The organism is Photobacterium halotolerans DSM 18316 (assembly GCF_000425165.1).
Classification (GTDB): Bacteria; Pseudomonadota; Gammaproteobacteria; order Enterobacterales; family Vibrionaceae; genus Photobacterium; species Photobacterium halotolerans.
The window spans coordinates 125,023-145,467 of record NZ_KE384320.1 but is presented as its reverse complement, the minus strand read 5'-3'; the positions used below and the strand labels follow the sequence as shown (position 1 = coordinate 145,467).

Below are 20,445 nucleotides of genomic sequence, written 5' to 3'. Positions count from 1 at the left end.
TGACTGTAAAGATTTGACTTCATTTCAAATCTTCTGCTAACAATGGTCCGTATGAGTCAATCATTCGGGCCATTAATTTTTTTGGGGAAATAAGGTTATGAGCTACCAAGATAATAACGCCATGTCGCCAATTATGAATGCGCTGGTTCCTATGGTGGTCGAGCAGACCTCTCGTGGCGAGCGTTCCTACGACATCTATTCCCGACTATTGAAGGAGCGTGTGATCTTCCTGACCGGCCAGGTTGAAGATCAGATGGCGAACCTGGTTGTGGCACAGCTGTTGTTCCTGGAGTCAGAGAACCCTGACAAAGATATTTTCCTGTATATTAACTCTCCTGGTGGCTCAGTCACTGCAGGTATGTCCATCTATGACACTATGCAACACATCAAACCGGATGTGAGTACCTTCTGTATGGGACAAGCATGTTCAATGGGGGCATTCCTGCTGGCAGGTGGAGCGAAAGGTAAACGTTTTTGTCTGCCTAATTCCCGTGTAATGATTCATCAACCATTAGGCGGTTTCCAGGGGCAGGCTTCTGATATCCAGATCCACGCTCAGGAAATTCTGACAATTAAGAAGCGATTGAACAATCTGCTGGCTGAGCATACTGGCCAACCATTAGAAATCGTTGAAAAAGATACAGACCGTGACAACTTCATGTCTGCTGAGCAGGCTGCGGAGTATGGACTGGTCGATGCCGTTTTGAATAAGCGTGACTAACCTGTCATTATGGTGCACAGTGCTTTGAAGGCGCAAGGTGACAGCAAAGTGACGAGAGATGTTATACACTCAAAACAAGGCAAGGATGGGTGAAACCCAATATGAGGTTAGCGAATGACAGATAAGCGAAAAGAGAGTGGTAGTGGAAAACTGCTGTACTGCTCTTTCTGCGGTAAAAGTCAGCATGAAGTTCGCAAGCTGATTGCTGGCCCTTCTGTGTATATTTGCGATGAGTGCGTCGATCTGTGTAACGACATCATTCGCGAAGAAATCAAAGAAGTTATGCCAAAGCGCGATGGTAATGAACTGCCAACGCCGAGGGAGATCCGCACGCACTTAGATGATTATGTCATCGGCCAGGATCACGCGAAGAAAGTACTGGCTGTAGCTGTCTACAACCATTACAAGCGTTTGCGTAATGGCGACACCACAAGTGATGGTGTCGAGTTGGGTAAAAGTAACATCCTGCTGATAGGTCCGACGGGTAGTGGTAAAACGCTGCTTGCAGAAACGCTGGCGCGTATGCTGGATGTACCTTTCACTATGGCGGATGCGACGACCCTGACCGAAGCCGGTTATGTCGGCGAAGATGTAGAAAACATCATCCAGAAGTTGCTGCAGAAGTGTGATTACGATGTCGCCAAAGCTGAGCGCGGAATTGTTTATATTGATGAGATTGACAAGATTTCCCGTAAATCTGACAACCCGTCAATTACCCGTGACGTGTCAGGCGAAGGTGTGCAGCAGGCGCTGCTGAAGTTGATCGAGGGTACGGTTGCCTCTGTGCCTCCACAGGGCGGCCGTAAACATCCTCAGCAGGAGTTCCTGCAGGTTGATACATCGAAAATACTCTTTATTTGTGGTGGTGCGTTTGCAGGCCTGGATAAAGTGGTAGAGCAGCGTGTGGCAACCAGTTCAGGTATTGGCTTTGGTGCGGAAGTCCGCTCTAAAGACCAGCGCAACACACTCAGTGATTTGTTCGAGAAAGTCGAACCGGAAGATCTGGTGAAATACGGTCTGATCCCTGAGTTTATCGGTCGTCTGCCAGTCACTGCGATTTTGAGTGAGCTGGATGAATCTGCTCTGGTGCAGATTCTGCGTGAACCGAAAAATGCGCTGACAAAACAGTATGCTGCATTACTGGAGCTGGAAAACGTTGAACTGGAATTTCGTGACGATGCGCTGCAGGCAATTGCCCGTAAAGCCATGGAACGTAAAACCGGTGCACGTGGCCTTCGCTCTATCGTAGAGGCGGTGCTGCTGGATACTATGTATGAGCTACCTTCTGCCGAAGGCGTGAGTAAAGTCGTGATTGATGAATCGGTTATTAAGGGAGAATCTGAACCTTTGCTGATTTATGAAAACACGGAAAATCAAGCTGCAGGCGGCGAGTAAGTGGTTGCAAAACGTACAGTTTGAGTAAATAAAGGAGGCTTTGGCCTCCTTTTTGATTTTCTGGCAAATCGACCGTTGAATCTTGTCAGTCTGCCCCCATATACTCACTAAAAGAGACTGAACGGAAAGAGAGAACAATATGAACCTGGAGCGTTCGGAACGCCTTGCCATTCCCGTTCTGCCACTGCGTGACGTGGTGGTCTACCCTCATATGGTTATTCCATTGTTTGTAGGCCGGGATAAATCCATTCGTTGCCTTGAAACCGCAATGGATAACGATAAACAAATTTTGTTGGTTGCCCAAAAAGAAGCGGCAACTGACGAACCAACCGTTGACGATCTCTATGATGTCGGCACAGTAGCGACCATACTGCAGCTCCTGAAATTGCCTGATGGCACAGTGAAGGTGTTGGTAGAAGGTCAGCAGCGTGCAAACGTTAAGAAGTTGACTGACGACGAATTTTTCAGTGCGGAAGCGGAATTTCTGGTCACGCCGGAAATGGACGAACGCGAGCAGGAAGTGCTGGTTCGCACTGCGATCAATCAGTTTGAAGGCTTTATCAAGCTGAACAAAAAGATCCCGCCTGAAGTGTTAACGTCACTGAATGGTATTGATGAGGCTGCTCGCCTTGCTGATACCATTGCTGCGCACATGCCACTGAAATTGGCAGATAAGCAGAAAGTGCTCGAAATCGTGGATATCACGGAACGTCTTGAGTTCCTGATGGCCATGATGGAGTCTGAAATTGATCTGCTGCAGGTCGAGAAGCGTATCCGTGGCCGCGTCAAGAAACAGATGGAAAAGAGCCAGCGCGAGTACTATCTGAATGAACAGATGAAAGCCATCCAGAAAGAACTGGGTGAGCTGGACGATGCGCCGGATGAATTCGAATCGTTGAAGAAAAAAATCGACGAGTCGAAGATGCCTGCGGAAGCGCGTGAAAAGACTGAGCAGGAATTGCAAAAGCTGAAAATGATGTCACCGATGTCAGCTGAAGCGACTGTGGTTCGTGGTTATATTGACTGGATGCTGAGTGTGCCCTGGCACAAGCGCACCAAGGTCAAGAAAGATCTGGCTAAAGCGGAAGAGATCCTCAACGCCGATCACTATGGTCTGGAGCGCGTCAAAGACCGCATTCTTGAGTACTTAGCTGTCCAGAGCCGTATCAATAAGCTGAAAGGCCCGATTCTGTGTCTGGTTGGCCCTCCTGGTGTCGGTAAAACCTCTCTGGGACAGTCGATTGCTGCTGCCACTGGCCGTAAATACGTGCGTATGGCACTGGGTGGGGTGCGTGATGAAGCGGAAATCCGTGGTCACCGCCGGACTTACATCGGCTCAATGCCAGGCAAGCTGATCCAGAAAATGGCCAAAGTTGGCGTGAAAAACCCACTGTTCCTGCTGGATGAGATCGACAAGATGTCTTCCGACATGCGTGGCGATCCCGCGTCAGCCCTGCTGGAAGTGCTGGATCCGGAACAGAACAATGCGTTTAACGACCATTATCTGGAAGTGGATTATGATTTGTCCGACGTGATGTTCGTGGCAACATCGAACTCGATGAATATTCCTGGCCCGTTGTTGGACCGTATGGAAGTGATTCGTCTGTCTGGTTATACCGAGGACGAAAAACTTAATATCGCCAAACGTCACTTGCTGGAAAAACAGATTCAGCGTAACGGCCTGAAAAAAGGCGAAGTGGAGATAGAAGATTCTGCCATCATTGGCATTATCCGCTACTATACCCGTGAAGCTGGTGTGCGTAATCTCGAGCGTGAAATTTCCAAACTGTGCCGTAAAGCGGTGAAAGAGATCCTGCTGAACCCGGAAGTGAAGAAGGTCACCATTAATCAGGCGAACCTGAAACGCTACCTGGGTGTGCAGCGCTTTGACTACGGAAAAGCAGAAGAAAGCAACCGTATTGGGCAAGTCACCGGGCTGGCGTGGACCGAGGTGGGCGGCGATTTACTGACCATTGAAACTGAGTCTATGCCGGGCAAAGGCAAGCTGTCTTACACCGGGTCTCTTGGTGATGTGATGCAGGAGTCTATCCAGGCAGCAATGACTGTGGTGCGTACTCGTGCCGAGAAACTGGGTATTAACAACGACTTCTATGAGAAGCGTGATATCCATGTTCATGTTCCTGAAGGGGCGACCCCTAAAGACGGCCCAAGTGCGGGTATAGCAATGTGTACGGCACTGGTGTCGAGCCTGACAGGTAACCCTGTGCGCAGTGATGTTGCGATGACAGGTGAGATTACCCTGCGTGGTGAGGTTCTGCCTATCGGTGGTTTGAAAGAAAAACTGCTGGCAGCACACCGTGGCGGCATTAAAACCGTGCTGATTCCGAAAGAAAATGAACGTGATCTGGAAGAGATCCCGGACAACGTTATTGCCGATTTGGAAGTTCGCCCGGTTCGCTGGATTGATGATGTATTACGCATCGCCCTGGAAAATAATCCGACAGGGATCGAGCTGGTAAACGCTCAAAACAGTGATATGCAGCAAAATTAACAGATGTAAGGGGCTGACTGCGGTGGAAATCGCTTGTCAGCCTTTTTCTGTCTGGCTATAAGTGGGGTCTAATTTGCTGTAAGCTCAATAATAACAAGGCTTACAGCCTGTTCAGTGTCTCAATGAGCTGATAAATTAGACCTGATACAAGTTTTTGATTGTCCTTTGCCGTCACAGCGTAGACATAGATTATGCTGTTGTCAGGAAGACAATGTTCATAGAGGGGAAGAAATCGTGAACAAAACTCAATTGGTTGATAAAATCGCCGAAGGTGCTGATATTTCTAAAGCATCTGCTGGCCGTGCGCTGGACGCTTTCATTGAGGCTGTCTCTGAGTCTCTGAAGGAAGGTGATCAGGTTGCACTGGTTGGTTTTGGTACATTCTCTGTTCGTGAGCGCGCTGCCCGTACTGGCCGTAACCCACAAACTGGTGAAGAAATCCAAATTGCAGCAGCACGTGTACCGGGTTTCAAACCAGGTAAAGCGCTGAAAGATTCTGTCAACTGATTCTGGCTTTGCCAGTAAGTTGGAATGAACAAAACCTTACGCTTCTTGTCATATAGTGGCATTATTGCGTAACACGAGAGCGCATCATATCTGATGCGCTTTTTTTACATTGTATCAGGGTGACAGATTGTGATTCGTCAGAATCGTAATCAACAATTATTGCCAGCTCGAACAACTAGGAGATACGGCACGTTATGATGGAGCGGATGCGCGAAGGCGTTAGCAGCATTTGGGTGAAGATTATTCTCTCCCTAATCATATTTTCTTTTGTCTTTGCCGGTGTAGGCAGTTATCTGGCAAATTCTAATCAGCCTGTAGCGGCAAAGATTGACGGCGAGGAAATCAGCCAGAATCAGTTCGAGCAGGCATACCAGAACGAGCGTAACCGTATGCAGTCGCAGCTGGGAGAGTATTTCTCTACGCTGATGGGTGATCCTGGTTATGTTCAGCAGTTTCGCCGTAGTGTGTTAGACCGTTTGGTGAACGATGCGCTGATTGAGCAACGGGCTAATGAGCTGGGCTTACGTATCAGCGATGATCAGGTGAAGCAAGCTATCCGTTCAATGCCTGAGTTCCAGCGTGACGGTAAGTTTGACAATGAAGTGTATGCTTCTTTGCTTCGCCGTTCGCGTTTCACGCCTGAGCAATTTGCTGAGTACATGCGTACCGACATGCTGCGCCAGCAACTGCTGAGCGCTATTCAGGGCAGTGATTTTGCGCTGAGTAATGAATTGACTCAGTTGCAGCAACTGGAGCAACAGCAGCGTGAAGTGCGCAGTCTGACCCTGAACCTTGATACGTTTAAAGAAAGCATCGAGATCTCAGAAAGCGACAGCAAAGATTACTACGAACAGCACCCGGAAACCTTTACTCGTCCGGAACAAGTGAAAGTGGCTTACATTGAGCTGTCTGGCGATACACTGAAAAACACCATGGATGTCAGTGATGATGAGCTCAATGCGTATTATCAGGACAATCTGGCTAAGTTTTCGACACCTGAACAGCGCCATGTTCGCCACATCCTGATTCAGGGTGATGATGCGGAGGCGCAGTCAAAGGCAGAGGCGATTCTTGCCGAGCTGAATCAGGGGGCGGATTTTTCCGAACTGGCCAAGTCCAAATCGGATGACACTTTTAGTGCGAAACAAGGTGGTGAGCTGGACTGGTTTGAGCGTGGTGTGATGGACCCTGCGTTTGAGGAAGCGGCTTTTGCTCTGGAAAACCAAGGTGATCTGTCTGGTGTCGTGAAATCCTCATTTGGTTATCACATCATTCAGCTGGAAGCGGTCAAAGCACCGACTGCCAAGCCTCTTACCGAGGTTCGCAGCGACCTGTTAGCGGATCTGCGCGAACAAAAAGCGGCTGAAGCCTTTTATCAGCTGCAGACCAAACTGGCGGAATCAGCTTTTGAGATGCCTGATTCGCTGGATGATGCGGCTAAAGCGGTCAATGCTGAAGTACAGAAGACTGACTTCTTCGCACTCAACAATGCCCAGGGTGTGTTGGCTTCACCAGCTGTTGTCCAGGCGCTGAGCAGTGCGGAAGTACGTGAAGATGGTTTGAATTCTGAAGTCATTGAACTGGGGGCGGAGCACATCATTGTTGTGCGTGTTGACGAGTCCCGTCCTGAGCAACTGCTGCCGTTTGAAGAGGTTGCTGATCAGGTGCATGAGATCATGGCAGCCCAGCGTGGTGAAGAAGCGGCTGAGAAGCAGGCTGATGAGATTCTTGCTGCATTGCGTAATGGTGACAGCACCATTTTGGAACAGCATGAACTGAGCTTCTCTGAGCCTCAGACTATCAGTCGTCGTGGCAGCGATCCTGTGATTGCACAGGAAGCGTTTGCGATGGCAAAACCTGAAGAAGGTAAGTCTGTCTACGGCGTGACCCATGATCAGCAGGGCAATGTTGTTGTGATTGCACTGGATAAAGTGATTGAGCCAGAGGTCGATTCGGCCAGCGTGAATGGGCAACTGGCCGAACAGGTTGCTCAGATGAATGCTCAGCAGGATGTGGCCGCTTTACTTGATGTCCTGCGTGCGGATGCAGAAGTGACCTATCCGGTATTGGATGCATCTGCAAACTAAATGTAATTGATATTTATAATAGACGGGTCGCTTTGTGCGGCCCGTCGTTTTTTTATCTTGTCATTTTCTGGTGAGCATTATTGTGTGATTAAAAATGATTATCCTTGTGCTGAATTAACACCAAGGAGAAAAAATGAAAAACACATTTGCATTAATTTTGCTGGCATCGAGCGTTGTCTTGCCTGGAGTGGTGGACGCGTCCGATAAGCATGAAGGGATTGAAATAACAATTAATATCAATAGTGCCAATGCTGAGGAACTGGATAAGCTGCTGTTAGGCGTTGGTCCGGATAAAGCACAGAGCATTATTGAATACCGGGAGCAGAATGGGAAATTTGCCACTATCGAGGATCTGAGTAAGGTCAAAGGCATTGGCGCCTCTACTGTAGACAAAAACCGCGATCGCATTCAGCTTTGATGAGCTGAAGACTGGAACGCCACTATCTTGTAAGGGGTGCAATGCGCCCCTTGCAACCTGCATTATTTAACAGGCGATGCTGATAACCGGAAAGCCGGTGGCAGCATGGCTAGCAGCAAGCCGCCGACAGCCCCTGCAAGATGCGCTTCTACTGCAATCTGTGCATTAATCATGGACGCGGTTTCAGCGGACCCTCCGCTATACAAATCCCAGCTGATTTTCAGGATACCGGCTATCAGCAATAACCGTCCTCCGGCCCGTTGTGCGCGGATATCCTGACAGGCGCCCCAAATGAGTATCCCATGCAACAGGCCGGACAATCCTGAGTAACCATCCAGCCTGGTAAACAACAGGGACAGACCTACAATCAGGCTTAATGAGGCTAATAACAGCCAGAAGCGCCCTGTTGTCAGGTCAAACCGGAACAGATAACTGATTATCAGCAGACCTGAAACATTCATGCCGAGATGGGCCCAATTGGTGTGGGTGAAATTTCCTGTTAGGATCCGCCACCATTGCCCGGCTTCAATGAGTGGTCGTTGCCATTCCAGCAGTGCATTCAGCGGTGCAAGCTGTGCTGCGACACAAAACAGACAGATTGTCAGCAGGGACAGGAGCAGAGATCGTGATAACAAGGGCACCTCAATGAGCCGATACTGTGTAGATTGCGGTAAAGCAGGCAATGCCTGCATTTGCCAATGGATTGAAAAAATTGATGCTAGAACTGAACTCTGGATATTGCAACACCCGTCTGAGGTCAGCCGGCCGCTTGGTACGGCCCGTATTCTGACCTTATCGCTGCCAAATGCTCGCTTATGGGTAGGCGAAGATTTCAGCCGGCATGAGGAAATCAATAATCTGCTGGCTGACCCTGAGCGCCATGCTGCGGTGCTGTATCCGGACGGGCAGGCAGTGCCGCTTTCCCGCCGGGCAGCGCAGAACACGCCGCCCACTCTGACGACATTAATACTGCTCGATGGCACATGGAAGAAGGCGTATAAAATATGGCGCTTGTCGGCTAATTTACAAGCCTTACCGTGTGTGTGCCTTGATGATGTACCTGCGGGTAATTACCGGATTCGAAAATCGCCCAAACAATCAGGGTTATCAACCGTTGAAGCCGCCTTTCACGCCCTGAGTCAGCTTGAAGGCGAAAGCCGGCGATTTCTGCCATTAGTGACGGCGTTTGAAAAGATGATTGATTTTCAGATCAGCCAGATGCCGCCCGGACTGTTCGAACGGCATTATGGCAAGCAGCCTTAAACGATAGGCCCTATTTTCCAGTCGCTGGCAGGCTGAAACAGGTTGCTGTAAAGGCGTTGGGCAAACCCGTCTGTCATGCCTGCAATATAGTCGGCAATGATCCGCTGTTCATTTTCGCTATGATGGATGGCTGTGCGCCAGCGGTCGCGGGTACTGGCCGGCAGCAATCGCTCGGGATCGGAGGTGAAAGCCTCGAACATTTCCATGATGATCTGCTGCCCTTTGTACTCAAGCAGTTGAATTTCCGGTTTACGGACCACGTACTCGCTGACAAATTGTTTCAGTACTGTCAGGGCATTTTCCATCGGGGCCGACAGGTAGGCGTTCCACTTTAGCAGTGGTTCGCTGAATGCCGGGGTATTTTCGGCGGTTGTCGGGCCGATCTCAATCGCTGTGATCAGGGCATTCACTAAAGCGCCAATCGCATCTTTGCGCTGATGGTGATCGGCAAACAGCTGCTGGCTCAGCCACTCCGTCCGAGAGGCCAGCCAGGGCTCCCCGCAGTGCAGTAACTGGCTGGCTGCAGCCTCTTCCCATTGCTTCTGTGTCACTATGCCCATAACGATGGCATCTTCCAAATCGTGCACACCGTAGGCAATGTCGTCGGCAAGCTCCATGATGGAGCAGTCCAGAGATTTAAAGCGTGTTTTGAGGTGTTGAGTGGGGGAGTGCCGCTCGCTGCGCATCATACCGAACAGTTCCCTGTCGTGCTCAGGCAGGGAAGACAGCACCCACTCAAAGGTCTCCTTGTCGTCGCGGTAAATGCCTTTGGCCGGCTGCCAGTCTTTGGCACGTAAATGCCGGAAGTCGCTGACTTCAGGGGGTTGCTCTGTGGCTCTCGTATCGCGGATAAAAGCCGGGTATTTCAGCAGCCCGAGTAAAGTGCGGCGTGATAAATTCATACCAAACTTTTCGGTATAGGGCTCAAGTAATGTGACAATTCTGAAAGTCTGCGCATTGCCTTCAAAGCCACCATGCTCACGCATCATATAATTGAGCGCCACTTCACCACCATGACCAAAAGGCGGATGCCCGATGTCATGAGCCAGGCACAGGCTTTCCATCAGGCTGTTTGAAGGTAAGAGCGAGCGAAATTCGGGCTGCTTGATTTTCAGCTGGGCCACTATGCCGGTGCCGATTTGGGACGCTTCCAGCGAGTGAGTCAGTCGGGTGCGGTAAAAGTCGTGGTGACCGGCGCCATGGACCTGGGTTTTGGCCTGTAAGCGGCGAAAGGCCGCAGAGTGAAGAATTCTGGCGCGATCACGTTGATAGGCCGTACGGTGATCATCGCGTCTTTCTTTGTGCTCCTGACTTTTTCTTGCTTGCCACAGAGCGGTGCTTGGGTCGCTGGTTAAGGGCATTAACTGATCTCATCCAAAGTTAGGTTGAAACTGGTGGCGAAGGTTTTCAGGAAATAACTCATTTCCTGTGTCTTTCGCTCTTCCAGCGTTTCTTCCAGACGTTTCTTGGCCTGTGTGAATTCGTGATTGCCGGCCCTGAGCTCTTCCAGGCATTTGAGGTAAGCACACAAGGTATCGGCCTGCTTGACTATGTGATAGTCCTGCTGGTCAATGGCATCGCTGACCAGCAAAGGGGCATAGTCGGCCTGAAACTCGTCGGGGAGCATAGAAAGCAGCCGTTGCTCGGCGGCCAGTTCAATCTTTTTGTATTCTTCTGCAATGGCTGGATTGAAATATTTGATCGGTGTTGGCATGTCGCCTGTCAGCACTTCGCTGGCATCATGAAACATGGCCAGCAGGGCAATACGCTCAGGGTTCAGCTGCCCGCCGAAGTGGCGGTTTTTGATCAATGCCAGAGCGTGGGCCACAAAGGCCACCTGAAGGCTGTGCTCTGAGACATTCTCCGTTGCTACGCAGCGCATAAGTGGCCAGCGCTGAATCAGTTTCATACGAGCGAGATGAGCAAAAAAATGGCTGGTTTTCATGATGTTTCCACATTGTTCAGACTGCTATTTAAACCTAACAGATTTTTTGCAGCCTAGGAAACAACAAAAGCCCCGGGAGCCGGGACTTTGCGGTACATGCTGAACGGTTTATTGCTGATAACCCGTTATTGGCGATAACTATGAAGAAATCGCTCCAGACGGCCGATGGCCATTTCCAGGTCATCAACCCTGGGTAATGTCACTATGCGGAAGTGATCCGGCTTTTTCCAGTTAAACCCTGTGCCGTGGACTATCAGTACTTTTTCTTGCTGCAGGAAGTCCAGTGCCATTTTCTGATCATCGACAATGTTGAACTTCTTCTGATCCAGTTTGGGGAATAAGTACAAGGCACCTTTAGGTTTGACGCATGACACGCCGGGAATTTGCGTAATCATGTCGTAGGCCTTGTTTCTTTGCTCTAACAAGCGACCGCCAGGCAGGATAAGTTCGTTAATGCTCTGGTAGCCTCCTAAGGCTGTCTGTACCGCATGCTGCATCGGCACGTTGGCACACAGGCGCATTGACGCCAGCATATCCAGGCCTTCGATATAGCGTTTGGCGACATGGCGTGGCCCTGAGAGCAACATCCAGCCAGCACGGAAGCCGCAGACACGGTAAGATTTAGACAAGCCATTGAAGGTGACACAGAACACGTCTTCTGCCAGTGGGGCAATAGAAGTGTGCTGGGCGCCGTCATACAGAATTTTGTCGTAAATTTCGTCGGCAAAGATAATCAGTTTGTGCTGACGGGCTATTTCAATCACTTCCAGCAAAAAGTCCCGGCTGTAGACAGCACCGGTCGGGTTGTTCGGGTTGATCAATACAATCCCGCGTGTCTTCGGAGTGATTTTGCTGCGAATGTCGTCAAGGTCTGGATACCAGTCCGATTCTTCATCACAGATATAGTGCACCGGATTGCCGCCAGACAAAGAGATGGCGGCTGTCCACAGCGGGTAATCCGGTGCAGGAACCAGAATTTCATCCGTGTTATCCAGCAGTGCCTGCATCGCCATCACGATCAGTTCAGATACGCCATTGCCGATATAAACGTCTTCAACATCCAAATCCAGCAGACCACGTCTCTGGTAATGTTGCACCACGGCTTTACGCGCCGAGTAAATGCCTTTTGAATCGCAGTAACCTTGTGAGGTTGGCAGATTACGGATCACGTCCACCAGGATCTCATCCGGTGCATCAAAACCGAATGGGGCGGGGTTGCCAATGTTGAGCTTAAGAATTTTGTGGCCTTCTTCTTCCATGCGCTTGGCATGTTTAAGAACGGGACCCCTTATGTCATAACAAACATTGTTGAGCTTGGTAGACATCCCGATGTTGTGCATGTGGTCATCCTGCGAAAAAGTGAACATTTCCCACAAATTACACCAAATGCCACCTTTAGATAAAGGGTCTGCAGGAAAAAATTATGCGAAGGGACGTAATTTTAATGTTTATCAGAATAATAAACTAAAAGAGTGAAAAGTGGTCTGCGAGGTGTGAGGCCGATGATATCTCGGCTTCACTGGATAATGGCTGGTTTTAATGATTAATATCGATTTATATTTTGGCGGATTGTTCTGGATAATTTTTTAAAGCAGGATAAAAATGGAAAGCGCAGAACCATGCACTTTCCGTTTTGTCAGTGTATCAGCGAGATTCGCCTCGCAGTGCAATAACGGTTTCACGTAAAGCCGCGCTATTGGCCGATTGCGCATTAACCGGGGTGCCGGCGACAATAGTCACGCGTGACCAGAAACGTTTAGGCCATTTCAGTAAGGCTTTACCGCCTTCACGGCTGAAGTAGCTGCCCCACAAACCTTGCAGTGCCATTGGAATGACAGGCGCAGGGGAGCGCTTCAGGATAAGATCCACCCCCCGCATGAAAGGCCCGACTTCCCCATCATGGGTGAGCTTTCCTTCCGGGAAGATACACACCAGTTCGCCTTGAGACAGATAGTATTCCACTTCCTCGAAAGCTTTTTGAATGGAGCGTCTGTCTTTTGCGGCAATGGGAATAACTTTGCAGGCGCTGCAGAAGGTTTTAATCAGCGGCAGTTTGAATATGTCCTCGTCCATGATAAAGCGTATCGGGCGAGGGCAGGCACCGGCCAGCAGCAAGGCATCCATATAGCTGACATGGTTACAGACAATTAATGCACCGCCCTGCTTGGGAATGTTCTCCAGCTGCTGGTGGCTTACCCGGTACAAGGTGTGACTGACAATCCAGATGAGAAATCGCCAGAAAAAATCGGGCGCCTGCAGGTAGATATACCCCAGCACCAGCAGATTGAGGACGGCCAGGAACAGGAAGAACTGCGGTATCGACAAAGACAGCACTGACAGGAAAACGATCGCTGTCACTGAGCTGACGACCATGAAAATGGCGTTCCAGATATTATTCGCCGCAATCACCTGCGCCCGCTCTGACGGTTCGGCGCGGTTTTGCATCATGGCATACAGTGGCACGATGTAGATGCCGCCAGACACACCCAGCATGGTCAGTGAGAAGAATACCCGTATCAGGTCCGGTTGGGTCAGAAAGGCCCACAGTGAGTCTGACAACGGCGCGATATCCGGGGTCGCGAACATCAGGTCGGCACCAAACAGCGTGATGCCGAGTGAGCCCAGCGGAACGATGCCTGGCTCAATACGATGACCAGACAGGCGGTCGCACAGCAGTGAGCCGATAGCGATACCGATGGAAAACAAGGTCAGCAGGACTGAAACTGAAGCGGCATTACCGCCAAGGTATAACCTGGCAAAGTTGGGAAACTGGGTCAGATAACTGGCACCCAGAAACCAGAACCAGCTGATCCCCAGCACGCATTGCAGCACCACTTTATCTTTCGCGGCAATTGACAGCGTTTTGCGGGTTTGTCTGATCGGTTGCCAGCGAAACCGCTGACCTGCACCGCAGGGTTTCGCTTCTGGGATATAACGCGAACTGGCATAGCCCAGAACGGCGAACGATACCACAGCCACCGCCGCTATGGTTCTTGCCTCTTGCTGATCGGCAATGATCCCCGCAAGCAGGGTTCCGATCAGTATGGCCAGGAAGGTCCCTGTTTCAACTAACGCGTTGCCGGAAACCAGCTCTTCCTTTTTCAGGTGCTGTGGCAGTAAGGCATATTTGGCCGGGCCAAAGAAAGCAGATTGCGAGCCCATCAGAAACAGCAGCAGCAGTAAGGCGGTATAATTCTCTGCCACGAAAGCTACGGCTGCCATGGCCATGATGATGATTTCAGCCATTTTCACTTTTCGCATGATGCTGGCTTTGTCGTAGGAGTCTGCCAGTACACCGGCAGAGGCAGAGAACAAAAAGAATGGCAGAATAAAGATACCGGCGGCCAGGTTGATAATGAAATCGGACTCAAAGGGCAAAGTGCCCGGCGCGGCAAAAGCGATCAGAATGAGCAGAACATTCTTATATATGTTGTCGTTGAACGCGCCCAGCGCCTGGGTAATAAAGTAAGGAAGAAAGCGGCGTTGGGTCAGTAAAGCGGATTGTGAATGACTCATCTGGCTGGGCTCCTTCATACCTGCCAATTATTCAGGTAAGTGTCCAGCAGGTTGTCGATCAATGCTTTTCCGTCAACGGGCGTTGAGGTGAACAGCTTATCGTCAACGGTCAGCAGGGTAATGCCATGCACGCCCGCCCACAGGACGCGGCTGGCTTCCATCACCGCGGTTTCGGATTGGTCGGGGATGAGCTGGCGGATAAGGCTTTCCAGCATGTTAATCATATTGTTGATGCGTTCATTCTGCCACTCAGGCAACTCCTCGCCATTCATGGTGTGCTGGAAAATCAGCTGCCAGCGGTAAGGATTATCCACCGCAAAATTGAGATAGCAGTAGGCAAGCTTGCGCAGAGCATCAGTTGTTGATTCTGACTGTTGCAACTGCTTTTCAGCTTCCGCAAACAGTTCATCCATGGTTTGGGCAACAGCATGGAGTAACAGCAGGTTATAGTTGCCAAACACATTGACTAAGGTGCTGGGCACATAGCCAATCATTGCGGCGACTTTACGTAAGCTGAGTTCGTGATGGGGGTGCTCGCTGAGAAACTTTTTGGCTTGCTCAAGTGTCATGCTGATGAGCTCTTCCCGCGTGTGATCGTTTCGTCTTGCCATGATCTTCCCTACATGGTGCGCTAAGCACAAATAAAAGGCCGGACAGTTTGCTGACTGCCTTAGCACAGGCTGGGTGTGCTATAAAAAGTATAGAATATAGAACAATGTTCAATATTCTATGAGCAACAAAACTTCCGGGTCAAGAATGTCTCTTGTTCTTGGTATTAACGTCGTTCGGCATTTTTGACTGAAACCTGTTCATTCAGGGTCCAGAAATCTATCAAAACACCAATCAGGAAAAAGCCAAACGTCAGTAAATACAAGAGTCCGCTTATCCATTTTCCCATGTACATACGGTGCACGCCGAAGACCCCCAGAAAAGTGAGCAGCAGCCAGGCAATGTTATAGTCCAGTTCACCACTTTGAAAACGAAGATCCGCTTCTTTGTCCATGCCGGGGATCAGGAACAGATCGATCAGCCAGCCAATGCCCAGCAGGCCCAGAGTGAAGAACCACAGTGTGCCGGTTACAGGTTTGCCGTAATAAAAGCGGTGGGCACCGGTAAAGCCAAAAATCCAAAGCAAATAACCTATCAGTTTACTGTGTGTGTTCTGATGCGTCGCTTCATGCATGGTGACTGCCTCACTGAATGTGCATTGAGATAAATGGGTCTTGCCTAATACTAGGTGGGATGTATATGAAGTAACAAGCCATTTCATTAGCTTAGCCGTAGAAGATCGCATTGTTGACAATGAAGTGATGTCAGTTGATTACTGATGACTATAACGGTTTGCCAGGGGCATAATTCGGCAAGCCTGCTAAATTTGGTAACAATTTGGCCGACAGAGCTGATTGACTTTACCATCCCCCCAGCTAGGATGCATAAGGATTGCATTTTACAGGCAAAGGTAAAGGATTGATGAAACGCTTTATAACCATGTTCGCGTTACTGGTGGCTGTGTCTTTCACAGCTCCGCACGCAGAAGCGAAAAAGTTTGGCGGCAGTAAATCATTGGGCAAGAGCTTTAAAACGGCTCCGGCGCAAAAACAGCAACCGCAGCAAACAGATACGATCAGTAAACAGAATCCAACAGCATCGGCCGGTAAAAAAGGCTTGATGGGTGGATTGCTGGGCGGATTACTTGCCGGTGGGCTGTTGGCAGCTTTCTTCGGCGGGGCTTTTGAAGGTATTCAGTTCATGGATATCCTGATTTTTGGTCTGATCGCTTTTCTGATTTTCAAGTTTCTCAAAGGCATGCGCAAAGCCAAACCAACGGCAATGGGGCATCAGCAGGCCTATGCCGGCGACTCACCCCAGGCACAGCACCGTCAGCAAGCGGATGCATTTACCGGCGCGGCGACGGCACAGCCTGAGTATCGCTCAACCGACAGTGATGTACCGTTCAATCTGCCTCCTGGCTTTGATATGAATGCCTTCTTGCAAGGTGCACGTGAGCATTACCGCACGCTGCAGGGCGCCTGGAATCACAATGAGCTGGAAACCATCCGAGAATATGTCAGCCCGGCACTGTTTGAGGACTTAAAAGCTGAGCGTAACAAGCTGGATGGCGAGCAGCACACCGAAGTGATGTACGTTGATGCAGAGCTGGTTCGTGCTGATTACAATGCCGATACCGCTCACCTGAGCGTGAAGTTTGCAGGACGCTACAAAGACAGCCATGAAGGGGTAGAAGAAGATATCTCTGATATCTGGCATCTGGAGCGTGATCTGAGCGCGCCGAATGCCCCTTGGTTGATTGTCGGTATTCAAGCCTGACAGACAGGGTATAGAACACCTTAGAAACTCAGCGTTTCATAAACCGCTTGTCCCGAATTGGGGTAAGCGGTTTTCTTTTTTTTCAGATAATTACTGTTGTTTTGATCTAAACCGCAGCGACTTTCGGTTTCTCTCACTATGCTTGGAGATAAGTTCTTAAGAGGAGAGGTCGCTATGCCCCTGACACCAGAGTTAGTACAAGAATTGAATCTGCTGGTTAAGTTCCCGATGCACAGTGATATGGAGGGGATCAAGGTTAACCATGAAGCGAGCTCTGAGATGATCTCTGCAGCACAGCGTTTGTATGATAAAGGGCTTGTCACTCAGCCCGATGGCGGCTATCTGACCAGTTCGGGCCATCAGGCATTAGAGCATGCCAAATCAGCCTTGCGAATATTATCCGGCAAAGTGAACGTCTGAGATCTGCTCCAGCTCTGTCAGGTTGAACAGCGCCTGCTGATTGGTGGTGCCGCAGAGATCCGGACAGGGTTTGAAGTGATGGCATACTGCCGGTCTTTCCGGCTTGCCAAAAAGCTTGCACAGATTATTGTCGTTTAGCTGAATACAGCGCACCCCGGCAGGTTTGCCATCAGGCATACCCGGAATAGGGGAAGAAATACTCGGGGCAATACAACAGGCTCCGCAGCCTAAACGACAATCCATTCCAACCTTCTATACTTATCTGGCAGTCTTATTCAACAGTGACGCTTCGTGTACACGTCTGTGAACACGTTCGTGATTCCGGCCAGTATCACTGGCCGCTCACGCTGGTGGCGCAAACTATCACCCATAGTATCGGGAATCAAGCTTTGCGGCTGTTGTATACCTGCCTGAGAGAGGGAAATCCGGACTGAGGCTTGCACTTTGCCGGGCAGACAGCTATAACACCGCCTTGTTTCCTCTTATCCCTACAATAAGAGGGCGAATAACGCATGATATTGGGGCACAGTGATGGCAGCATTTTGGCAAGAGAAAGACCTGACAGCAATGACAGATACAGAGTGGGAATCGCTGTGTGACGGCTGTGGTAAGTGCTGCCTGCATAAACTCATCGACGATGATACCGATGAGATTTATTACACCAATGTTGCCTGCAGTTTGCTCGATGACCAAACCTGTTCATGTAAAGACTATGCCAACCGGTTTGAGTCGGGCGAAGAGTGCCTCAAGCTTACCCGTGAGCGCATTGATGAATTCAGCTGGTTGCCGGACACCTGTGCCTATCGCCTGCTGGCCGAAGGTCAGCCCTTGCCTGAGTGGCACCCGCTAATTACCGGCTCCAAAGACGCCATGCATGCGGCCAATCAGTCGGTCCGCGATACAGTCGTGTACGAAATTGATGTGATTGACTGGGAGGACCACATTTTAAACCACCCGAACCGCTAGCCCTTATTGTCCGCCGTCTGGGCCGGTTCAGCTGACTGAAATACCGAGCCGGCGCACTATAAAGCGACTTGGCTCAGCCTTGTTTTTATCTCTTCTGCACTCATGCTGTCTATCGGTAGTGTGCTCAGTGTATCGACGTGGTGTTTCAGCAGTAGTGTCGTTTGCTCACAGGCCTTTTCCTGTTCATCCGGGTCTTGGCTGAGCGTCAAGGGGTTGGGTAAATCCCAGTTTACCCGTATGCCGTCTGCCAGCCAGTTCGGACAAGGCTCGCCATGTTGGGTATCGCCGACAGAAATCACAATATCAGGGTGGAACCGTGAAAATTCTTCCCAGGACTTGCTTCGGTAATCGGCCGGATTCAGGCCCATTGCACTGAGGTAAGTCTGCATTATCTCAGGCAGCTCACCCTTAGGGTCGGAACCTGCACTGGCGACGTGAAAATGAGCAGGTAAAAAACGTTTGGCGACAGCTTCCGCAAGGATACTTCGGCAAGTATTGTGACGGCTGATAAACAACACTTTCATTGTAAGGTCCCACTTATTCAAGGCTCTCCATGTTTCAAGCCTAAGTGTTGTTTATGACGTTTTTGTGTCAGTTGTGCTGCAGCTAGCTGGCTTGCTGTAACAATTGTTCTTTTGCAGATTGCAGCACTTCGACAATGGGGGCGGCTTTATTATGACGGCGAACATCGGCAAACAGGGCTTTGGCTTGCGGGTATTCGTGGCGAAGGTAAGCAAACCACTGTTTGACACGGTTCGGGTAATACAGGCCTTTATCCCCTTTGATTTCGTAACCGGAATATTTCAGCAGCAGATCCAGCACTGTTTCCCATCCCATGTGGGGGTGATTATATTTAACCACATTGCCCAGGTTAGGCAGGTTGAGCGCACCGCGACACACCATCAGAGCATCGGCCTGGGTGGTCTCCATACACTCTTGTCCGTCGGCATGGTTCCAGACTTCACCGTTCGCTACGATTGAAAGCTGTGCTGTCTGTTTTACCTGACGTATGTAATCCCATTTTATCGCCTCAGCTTTATAGCCATCGGTTTTGGTGCGGGCATGAATGGTGATTTCATCCGCTTTGGCCTGTGAGACCGCATCGGTGATCTCAAAGCAGTGGCCCGGATCATCCCAGCCTAAACGGACTTTGGCCGAAACTGGCACTCGCGGATCAACCGCATCGCGGACGGCCTTGACGATCTGATACATCAGCTCGGGTTCTTGCAGCAGTACCGCGCCTCCCCGGCTTTTATTGACTGACTTTGCCGGGCAGCCAAAATTGATATCAATACCGGGAGAACCCAGCGAAGCCGCGAGATGGGCGTTTTCGGCCATCCAGCCCGGATCCTGACCGAGTAACTGAACACGAACAGGCGTGCCAGACAGGGTTTTGCCACCTTGCAGTAATTCCGGGCACAGACGATAGAAGACACTTTTGGGCAGGCGCTGGTCGATCACGCGGACAAATTCAGTCACGCACAGATCGTAGTCATTGATTTCAGTGAGCATTTCCCGCATCAGGTGGTCAAGCACACCTTCCATCGGGCCAAGTATCAGTCTCATAGCCTCAGATTACTGCTGTTCAGTTAAAGAGGCGAGATTGTAGTGCGGTTAAGCTGGCTTGTCACCTTTTGCTCAATGTCTGGTCAGGCCTGAGTGTGTTGAGTATCAGCGGTGTGTCGCCTGAGGGCATTGCCGCTGTGAATTTCGGCGGGGGTGGGCGGCAGCTCTAAAGCCTTCATCGCCAGATTCAGCATGGTGAGGGCAACGTCCTCGGCAGGAATCGGCGCCAGGTGCGAAAGCGGGCCGACAAGCAAAGGCTGAGCAAGCTCCAGACCTTTTTGCAGCAGCACTTCATCTTGCCGTGATTCCGAGCGCTCACCGCTCAGCGGCCCCGGACGCACGAAAATGCAGTGGCTGAAGCCCATGTCACTCAGTGCCTGCTCCATTTTCGCTTTGCAACGCAGATAGAAGGAAGGGGAGTAGGGCGTGGCGCCCAGACTGGAGATGACGACAAGGTGCTGTACGCCAAGCTGTAACATACTGCGCGCTACCGATTTGACCAGCTCGACATCCACCGCCTCAAGTCCGGCTTTGCTGCCGGCAGACTTTTTGGTGGTGCCCAGGCAAATAAATCCAAGCTCAGGGACCGGATCGGTATCTTCCCATTCCGTGATACGTAATTCAGGATGGACTATCTGCACCAGGTTTTTACTGCGATAGGGCAAGGCGGTCCGGGTTAAGGCATATACCTTTTCCATGGCGCCGTTACCGAGCAGCAGGTGCAGAAGCTCGTTACCCACCAGTCCGGTAGATCCTGCAATGATAGCGCTGATTTCTCTTTGCATCTTTGTTACCCAAAGC

Annotated in this window: 21 protein-coding genes; 10 read left to right on the top strand and 11 right to left on the bottom strand. The window is 50.4% G+C overall.

Annotated elements, in window-relative coordinates; all coding sequences use genetic code 11:
- Positions 1-97: 97 nt before the first annotated feature.
- The 6 genes from clpP (at position 98) to H511_RS0113895 (ending at position 7,640) form a co-directional block, all read left to right on the top strand.
- Positions 98-721 (top strand): ATP-dependent Clp endopeptidase proteolytic subunit ClpP, encoded by a 624-nt coding sequence (clpP, locus tag H511_RS0113920; RefSeq protein WP_027252853.1) that lies wholly within the window; start codon positions 98-100, stop codon positions 719-721.
- Between the two features lie 114 nt (positions 722-835).
- Positions 836-2,116, top strand: a complete 1,281-nt coding sequence (clpX, locus tag H511_RS0113915) for an ATP-dependent protease ATP-binding subunit ClpX (RefSeq protein WP_027252852.1) — start codon at positions 836-838, stop codon at positions 2,114-2,116.
- Between the two features lie 139 nt (positions 2,117-2,255).
- On the top strand, positions 2,256-4,628 hold the full coding sequence (gene lon, locus H511_RS0113910; protein WP_027252851.1) for an endopeptidase La: 2,373 nt from the start codon (positions 2,256-2,258) through the stop codon (positions 4,626-4,628).
- A gap of 234 nt (positions 4,629-4,862) precedes the next feature.
- Complete coding sequence (hupB, locus tag H511_RS0113905; protein ID WP_027252850.1) at positions 4,863-5,135, top strand: nucleoid-associated protein HU-beta; 273 nt, start codon at positions 4,863-4,865, stop codon at positions 5,133-5,135.
- A 194-nt stretch (positions 5,136-5,329) separates the two neighbouring features.
- The gene (gene ppiD, locus H511_RS0113900; RefSeq protein ID WP_027252849.1) at positions 5,330-7,222 is read left to right on the top strand and encodes a peptidylprolyl isomerase; all 1,893 of its coding nucleotides are present in this window, start codon (positions 5,330-5,332) and stop codon (positions 7,220-7,222) included.
- Between the two features lie 133 nt (positions 7,223-7,355).
- The gene (locus H511_RS0113895) at positions 7,356-7,640 is read left to right on the top strand and encodes a ComEA family DNA-binding protein (protein ID WP_027252848.1); all 285 of its coding nucleotides are present in this window, start codon (positions 7,356-7,358) and stop codon (positions 7,638-7,640) included.
- 62 nt (positions 7,641-7,702) lie between these two features.
- Here the strand turns inward: H511_RS0113895 and rrtA are convergent, their stop codons facing one another.
- Positions 7,703-8,275 carry a rhombosortase gene (rrtA, locus tag H511_RS23435; protein ID WP_237582936.1) on the bottom strand — a complete coding sequence of 191 codons (573 nt, stop codon included), beginning with the start codon at positions 8,273-8,275 and terminating at the stop codon, positions 7,703-7,705.
- A 10-nt stretch (positions 8,276-8,285) separates the two neighbouring features.
- Here rrtA and H511_RS0113885 point away from each other — a divergent pair, with 10 nt between their 5' ends.
- Positions 8,286-8,903 carry a tRNA-uridine aminocarboxypropyltransferase gene (locus H511_RS0113885; protein WP_027252847.1) on the top strand — a complete coding sequence of 206 codons (618 nt, stop codon included), beginning with the start codon at positions 8,286-8,288 and terminating at the stop codon, positions 8,901-8,903.
- Here the strand turns inward: H511_RS0113885 and H511_RS0113880 are convergent.
- The 6 genes from H511_RS0113880 to H511_RS0113855 form a co-directional block, all read right to left on the bottom strand.
- Positions 8,900-10,264, bottom strand: a complete 1,365-nt coding sequence (locus H511_RS0113880) for an anti-phage deoxyguanosine triphosphatase (protein ID WP_027252846.1) — start codon at positions 10,262-10,264, stop codon at positions 8,900-8,902. The two genes, H511_RS0113885 and H511_RS0113880, sit on opposite strands and share 4 nt — an antisense overlap.
- The gene (gene yfbR / locus H511_RS0113875; protein WP_027252845.1) at positions 10,264-10,848 is read right to left on the bottom strand and encodes a 5'-deoxynucleotidase; all 585 of its coding nucleotides are present in this window, start codon (positions 10,846-10,848) and stop codon (positions 10,264-10,266) included. Before yfbR ends, H511_RS0113880 begins: the two co-directional genes overlap by 1 nt.
- Positions 10,849-10,973: 125 nt before the next feature.
- Positions 10,974-12,188, bottom strand: a complete 1,215-nt coding sequence (locus H511_RS0113870; protein WP_027252844.1) for a pyridoxal phosphate-dependent aminotransferase — start codon at positions 12,186-12,188, stop codon at positions 10,974-10,976.
- Between the two features lie 304 nt (positions 12,189-12,492).
- Positions 12,493-14,364, bottom strand: a complete 1,872-nt coding sequence (locus tag H511_RS0113865; RefSeq protein ID WP_027252843.1) for an MFS transporter — start codon at positions 14,362-14,364, stop codon at positions 12,493-12,495.
- Positions 14,365-14,378: 14 nt separating this feature from the next.
- Positions 14,379-14,975, bottom strand: a complete 597-nt coding sequence (locus tag H511_RS0113860; RefSeq protein WP_027252842.1) for a TetR/AcrR family transcriptional regulator — start codon at positions 14,973-14,975, stop codon at positions 14,379-14,381.
- A gap of 164 nt (positions 14,976-15,139) precedes the next feature.
- Positions 15,140-15,547 carry an NINE protein gene (locus H511_RS0113855; protein WP_027252841.1) on the bottom strand — a complete coding sequence of 136 codons (408 nt, stop codon included), beginning with the start codon at positions 15,545-15,547 and terminating at the stop codon, positions 15,140-15,142.
- Between the two features lie 287 nt (positions 15,548-15,834).
- Between H511_RS0113855 and H511_RS0113850 the strand changes: the two genes are divergently transcribed.
- Complete coding sequence (locus H511_RS0113850) at positions 15,835-16,692, top strand: Tim44 domain-containing protein (protein ID WP_027252840.1); 858 nt, start codon at positions 15,835-15,837, stop codon at positions 16,690-16,692.
- A gap of 174 nt (positions 16,693-16,866) precedes the next feature.
- On the top strand, positions 16,867-17,112 hold the full coding sequence (locus H511_RS0113845) for a TIGR02647 family protein (protein ID WP_027252839.1): 246 nt from the start codon (positions 16,867-16,869) through the stop codon (positions 17,110-17,112).
- On the opposite strand, the gene H511_RS0113840 is transcribed toward H511_RS0113845, so the two are convergent.
- Positions 17,089-17,355: a YkgJ family cysteine cluster protein gene (locus H511_RS0113840; protein ID WP_027252838.1), complete on the bottom strand. Its 267-nt coding sequence runs from the start codon at positions 17,353-17,355 to the stop codon at positions 17,089-17,091. The two genes, H511_RS0113845 and H511_RS0113840, sit on opposite strands and share 24 nt — an antisense overlap.
- A gap of 288 nt (positions 17,356-17,643) precedes the next feature.
- On the opposite strand from H511_RS0113840, the gene H511_RS0113835 reads away from it, so the two are divergent.
- Positions 17,644-18,078, top strand: coding sequence for a YcgN family cysteine cluster protein (locus tag H511_RS0113835; protein ID WP_036759691.1), 435 nt, complete (start codon positions 17,644-17,646; stop codon positions 18,076-18,078).
- 56 nt (positions 18,079-18,134) lie between these two features.
- Here the strand turns inward: H511_RS0113835 and H511_RS0113830 are convergent, their stop codons facing one another.
- The 3 genes from H511_RS0113830 to H511_RS23430 all read right to left on the bottom strand — a co-directional run bounded on the left by H511_RS0113830 (position 18,135) and on the right by H511_RS23430 (position 20,429).
- Positions 18,135-18,602, bottom strand: a complete 468-nt coding sequence (locus tag H511_RS0113830; RefSeq protein WP_027252836.1) for an arsenate reductase/protein-tyrosine-phosphatase family protein — start codon at positions 18,600-18,602, stop codon at positions 18,135-18,137.
- 82 nt (positions 18,603-18,684) lie between these two features.
- Entirely contained in the window at positions 18,685-19,644 is a 960-nt protein-coding gene (gene dusC / locus H511_RS0113825) for a tRNA dihydrouridine(16) synthase DusC (RefSeq protein WP_027252835.1), read from the bottom strand.
- Positions 19,645-19,727: 83 nt separating this feature from the next.
- Positions 19,728-20,429, bottom strand: a complete 702-nt coding sequence (locus H511_RS23430) for an NAD-dependent epimerase/dehydratase family protein (protein ID WP_051288186.1) — start codon at positions 20,427-20,429, stop codon at positions 19,728-19,730.
- Positions 20,430-20,445 lie beyond the last annotated feature (16 nt).

What these genes read in the sequence shown, in the direction of transcription:
- clpP (WP_027252853.1), top strand. Translation starts at nt 98, where the DNA reads ATGAGCTACCAAGATAATAACGCCATGTCGCCAATTATGAATGCGCTG.
- clpX (WP_027252852.1), top strand. Translation starts at nt 836, where the DNA reads ATGACAGATAAGCGAAAAGAGAGTGGTAGTGGAAAACTGCTGTACTGC.
- lon (WP_027252851.1), top strand. Translation starts at nt 2,256, where the DNA reads ATGAACCTGGAGCGTTCGGAACGCCTTGCCATTCCCGTTCTGCCACTG.
- ppiD (WP_027252849.1), top strand. Translation starts at nt 5,330, where the DNA reads ATGATGGAGCGGATGCGCGAAGGCGTTAGCAGCATTTGGGTGAAGATT.
- H511_RS0113895 (WP_027252848.1), top strand. Translation starts at nt 7,356, where the DNA reads ATGAAAAACACATTTGCATTAATTTTGCTGGCATCGAGCGTTGTCTTG.
- H511_RS0113885 (WP_027252847.1), top strand. Translation starts at nt 8,286, where the DNA reads ATGAGCCGATACTGTGTAGATTGCGGTAAAGCAGGCAATGCCTGCATT.
- H511_RS0113880 (WP_027252846.1), bottom strand. Translation starts at nt 10,264, where the DNA reads ATGCCCTTAACCAGCGACCCAAGCACCGCTCTGTGGCAAGCAAGAAAA.
- yfbR (WP_027252845.1), bottom strand. Translation starts at nt 10,848, where the DNA reads ATGAAAACCAGCCATTTTTTTGCTCATCTCGCTCGTATGAAACTGATT.
- H511_RS0113870 (WP_027252844.1), bottom strand. Translation starts at nt 12,188, where the DNA reads ATGCACAACATCGGGATGTCTACCAAGCTCAACAATGTTTGTTATGAC.
- H511_RS0113865 (WP_027252843.1), bottom strand. Translation starts at nt 14,364, where the DNA reads ATGAGTCATTCACAATCCGCTTTACTGACCCAACGCCGCTTTCTTCCT.
- H511_RS0113860 (WP_027252842.1), bottom strand. Translation starts at nt 14,975, where the DNA reads ATGGCAAGACGAAACGATCACACGCGGGAAGAGCTCATCAGCATGACA.
- H511_RS0113855 (WP_027252841.1), bottom strand. Translation starts at nt 15,547, where the DNA reads ATGCATGAAGCGACGCATCAGAACACACACAGTAAACTGATAGGTTAT.
- H511_RS0113850 (WP_027252840.1), top strand. Translation starts at nt 15,835, where the DNA reads ATGAAACGCTTTATAACCATGTTCGCGTTACTGGTGGCTGTGTCTTTC.
- H511_RS0113845 (WP_027252839.1), top strand. Translation starts at nt 16,867, where the DNA reads ATGCCCCTGACACCAGAGTTAGTACAAGAATTGAATCTGCTGGTTAAG.
- H511_RS0113840 (WP_027252838.1), bottom strand. Translation starts at nt 17,355, where the DNA reads ATGGATTGTCGTTTAGGCTGCGGAGCCTGTTGTATTGCCCCGAGTATT.
- H511_RS0113835 (WP_036759691.1), top strand. Translation starts at nt 17,644, where the DNA reads ATGGCAGCATTTTGGCAAGAGAAAGACCTGACAGCAATGACAGATACA.
- H511_RS0113830 (WP_027252836.1), bottom strand. Translation starts at nt 18,602, where the DNA reads ATGAAAGTGTTGTTTATCAGCCGTCACAATACTTGCCGAAGTATCCTT.
- dusC (WP_027252835.1), bottom strand. Translation starts at nt 19,644, where the DNA reads ATGAGACTGATACTTGGCCCGATGGAAGGTGTGCTTGACCACCTGATG.
- H511_RS23430 (WP_051288186.1), bottom strand. Translation starts at nt 20,429, where the DNA reads ATGCAAAGAGAAATCAGCGCTATCATTGCAGGATCTACCGGACTGGTG.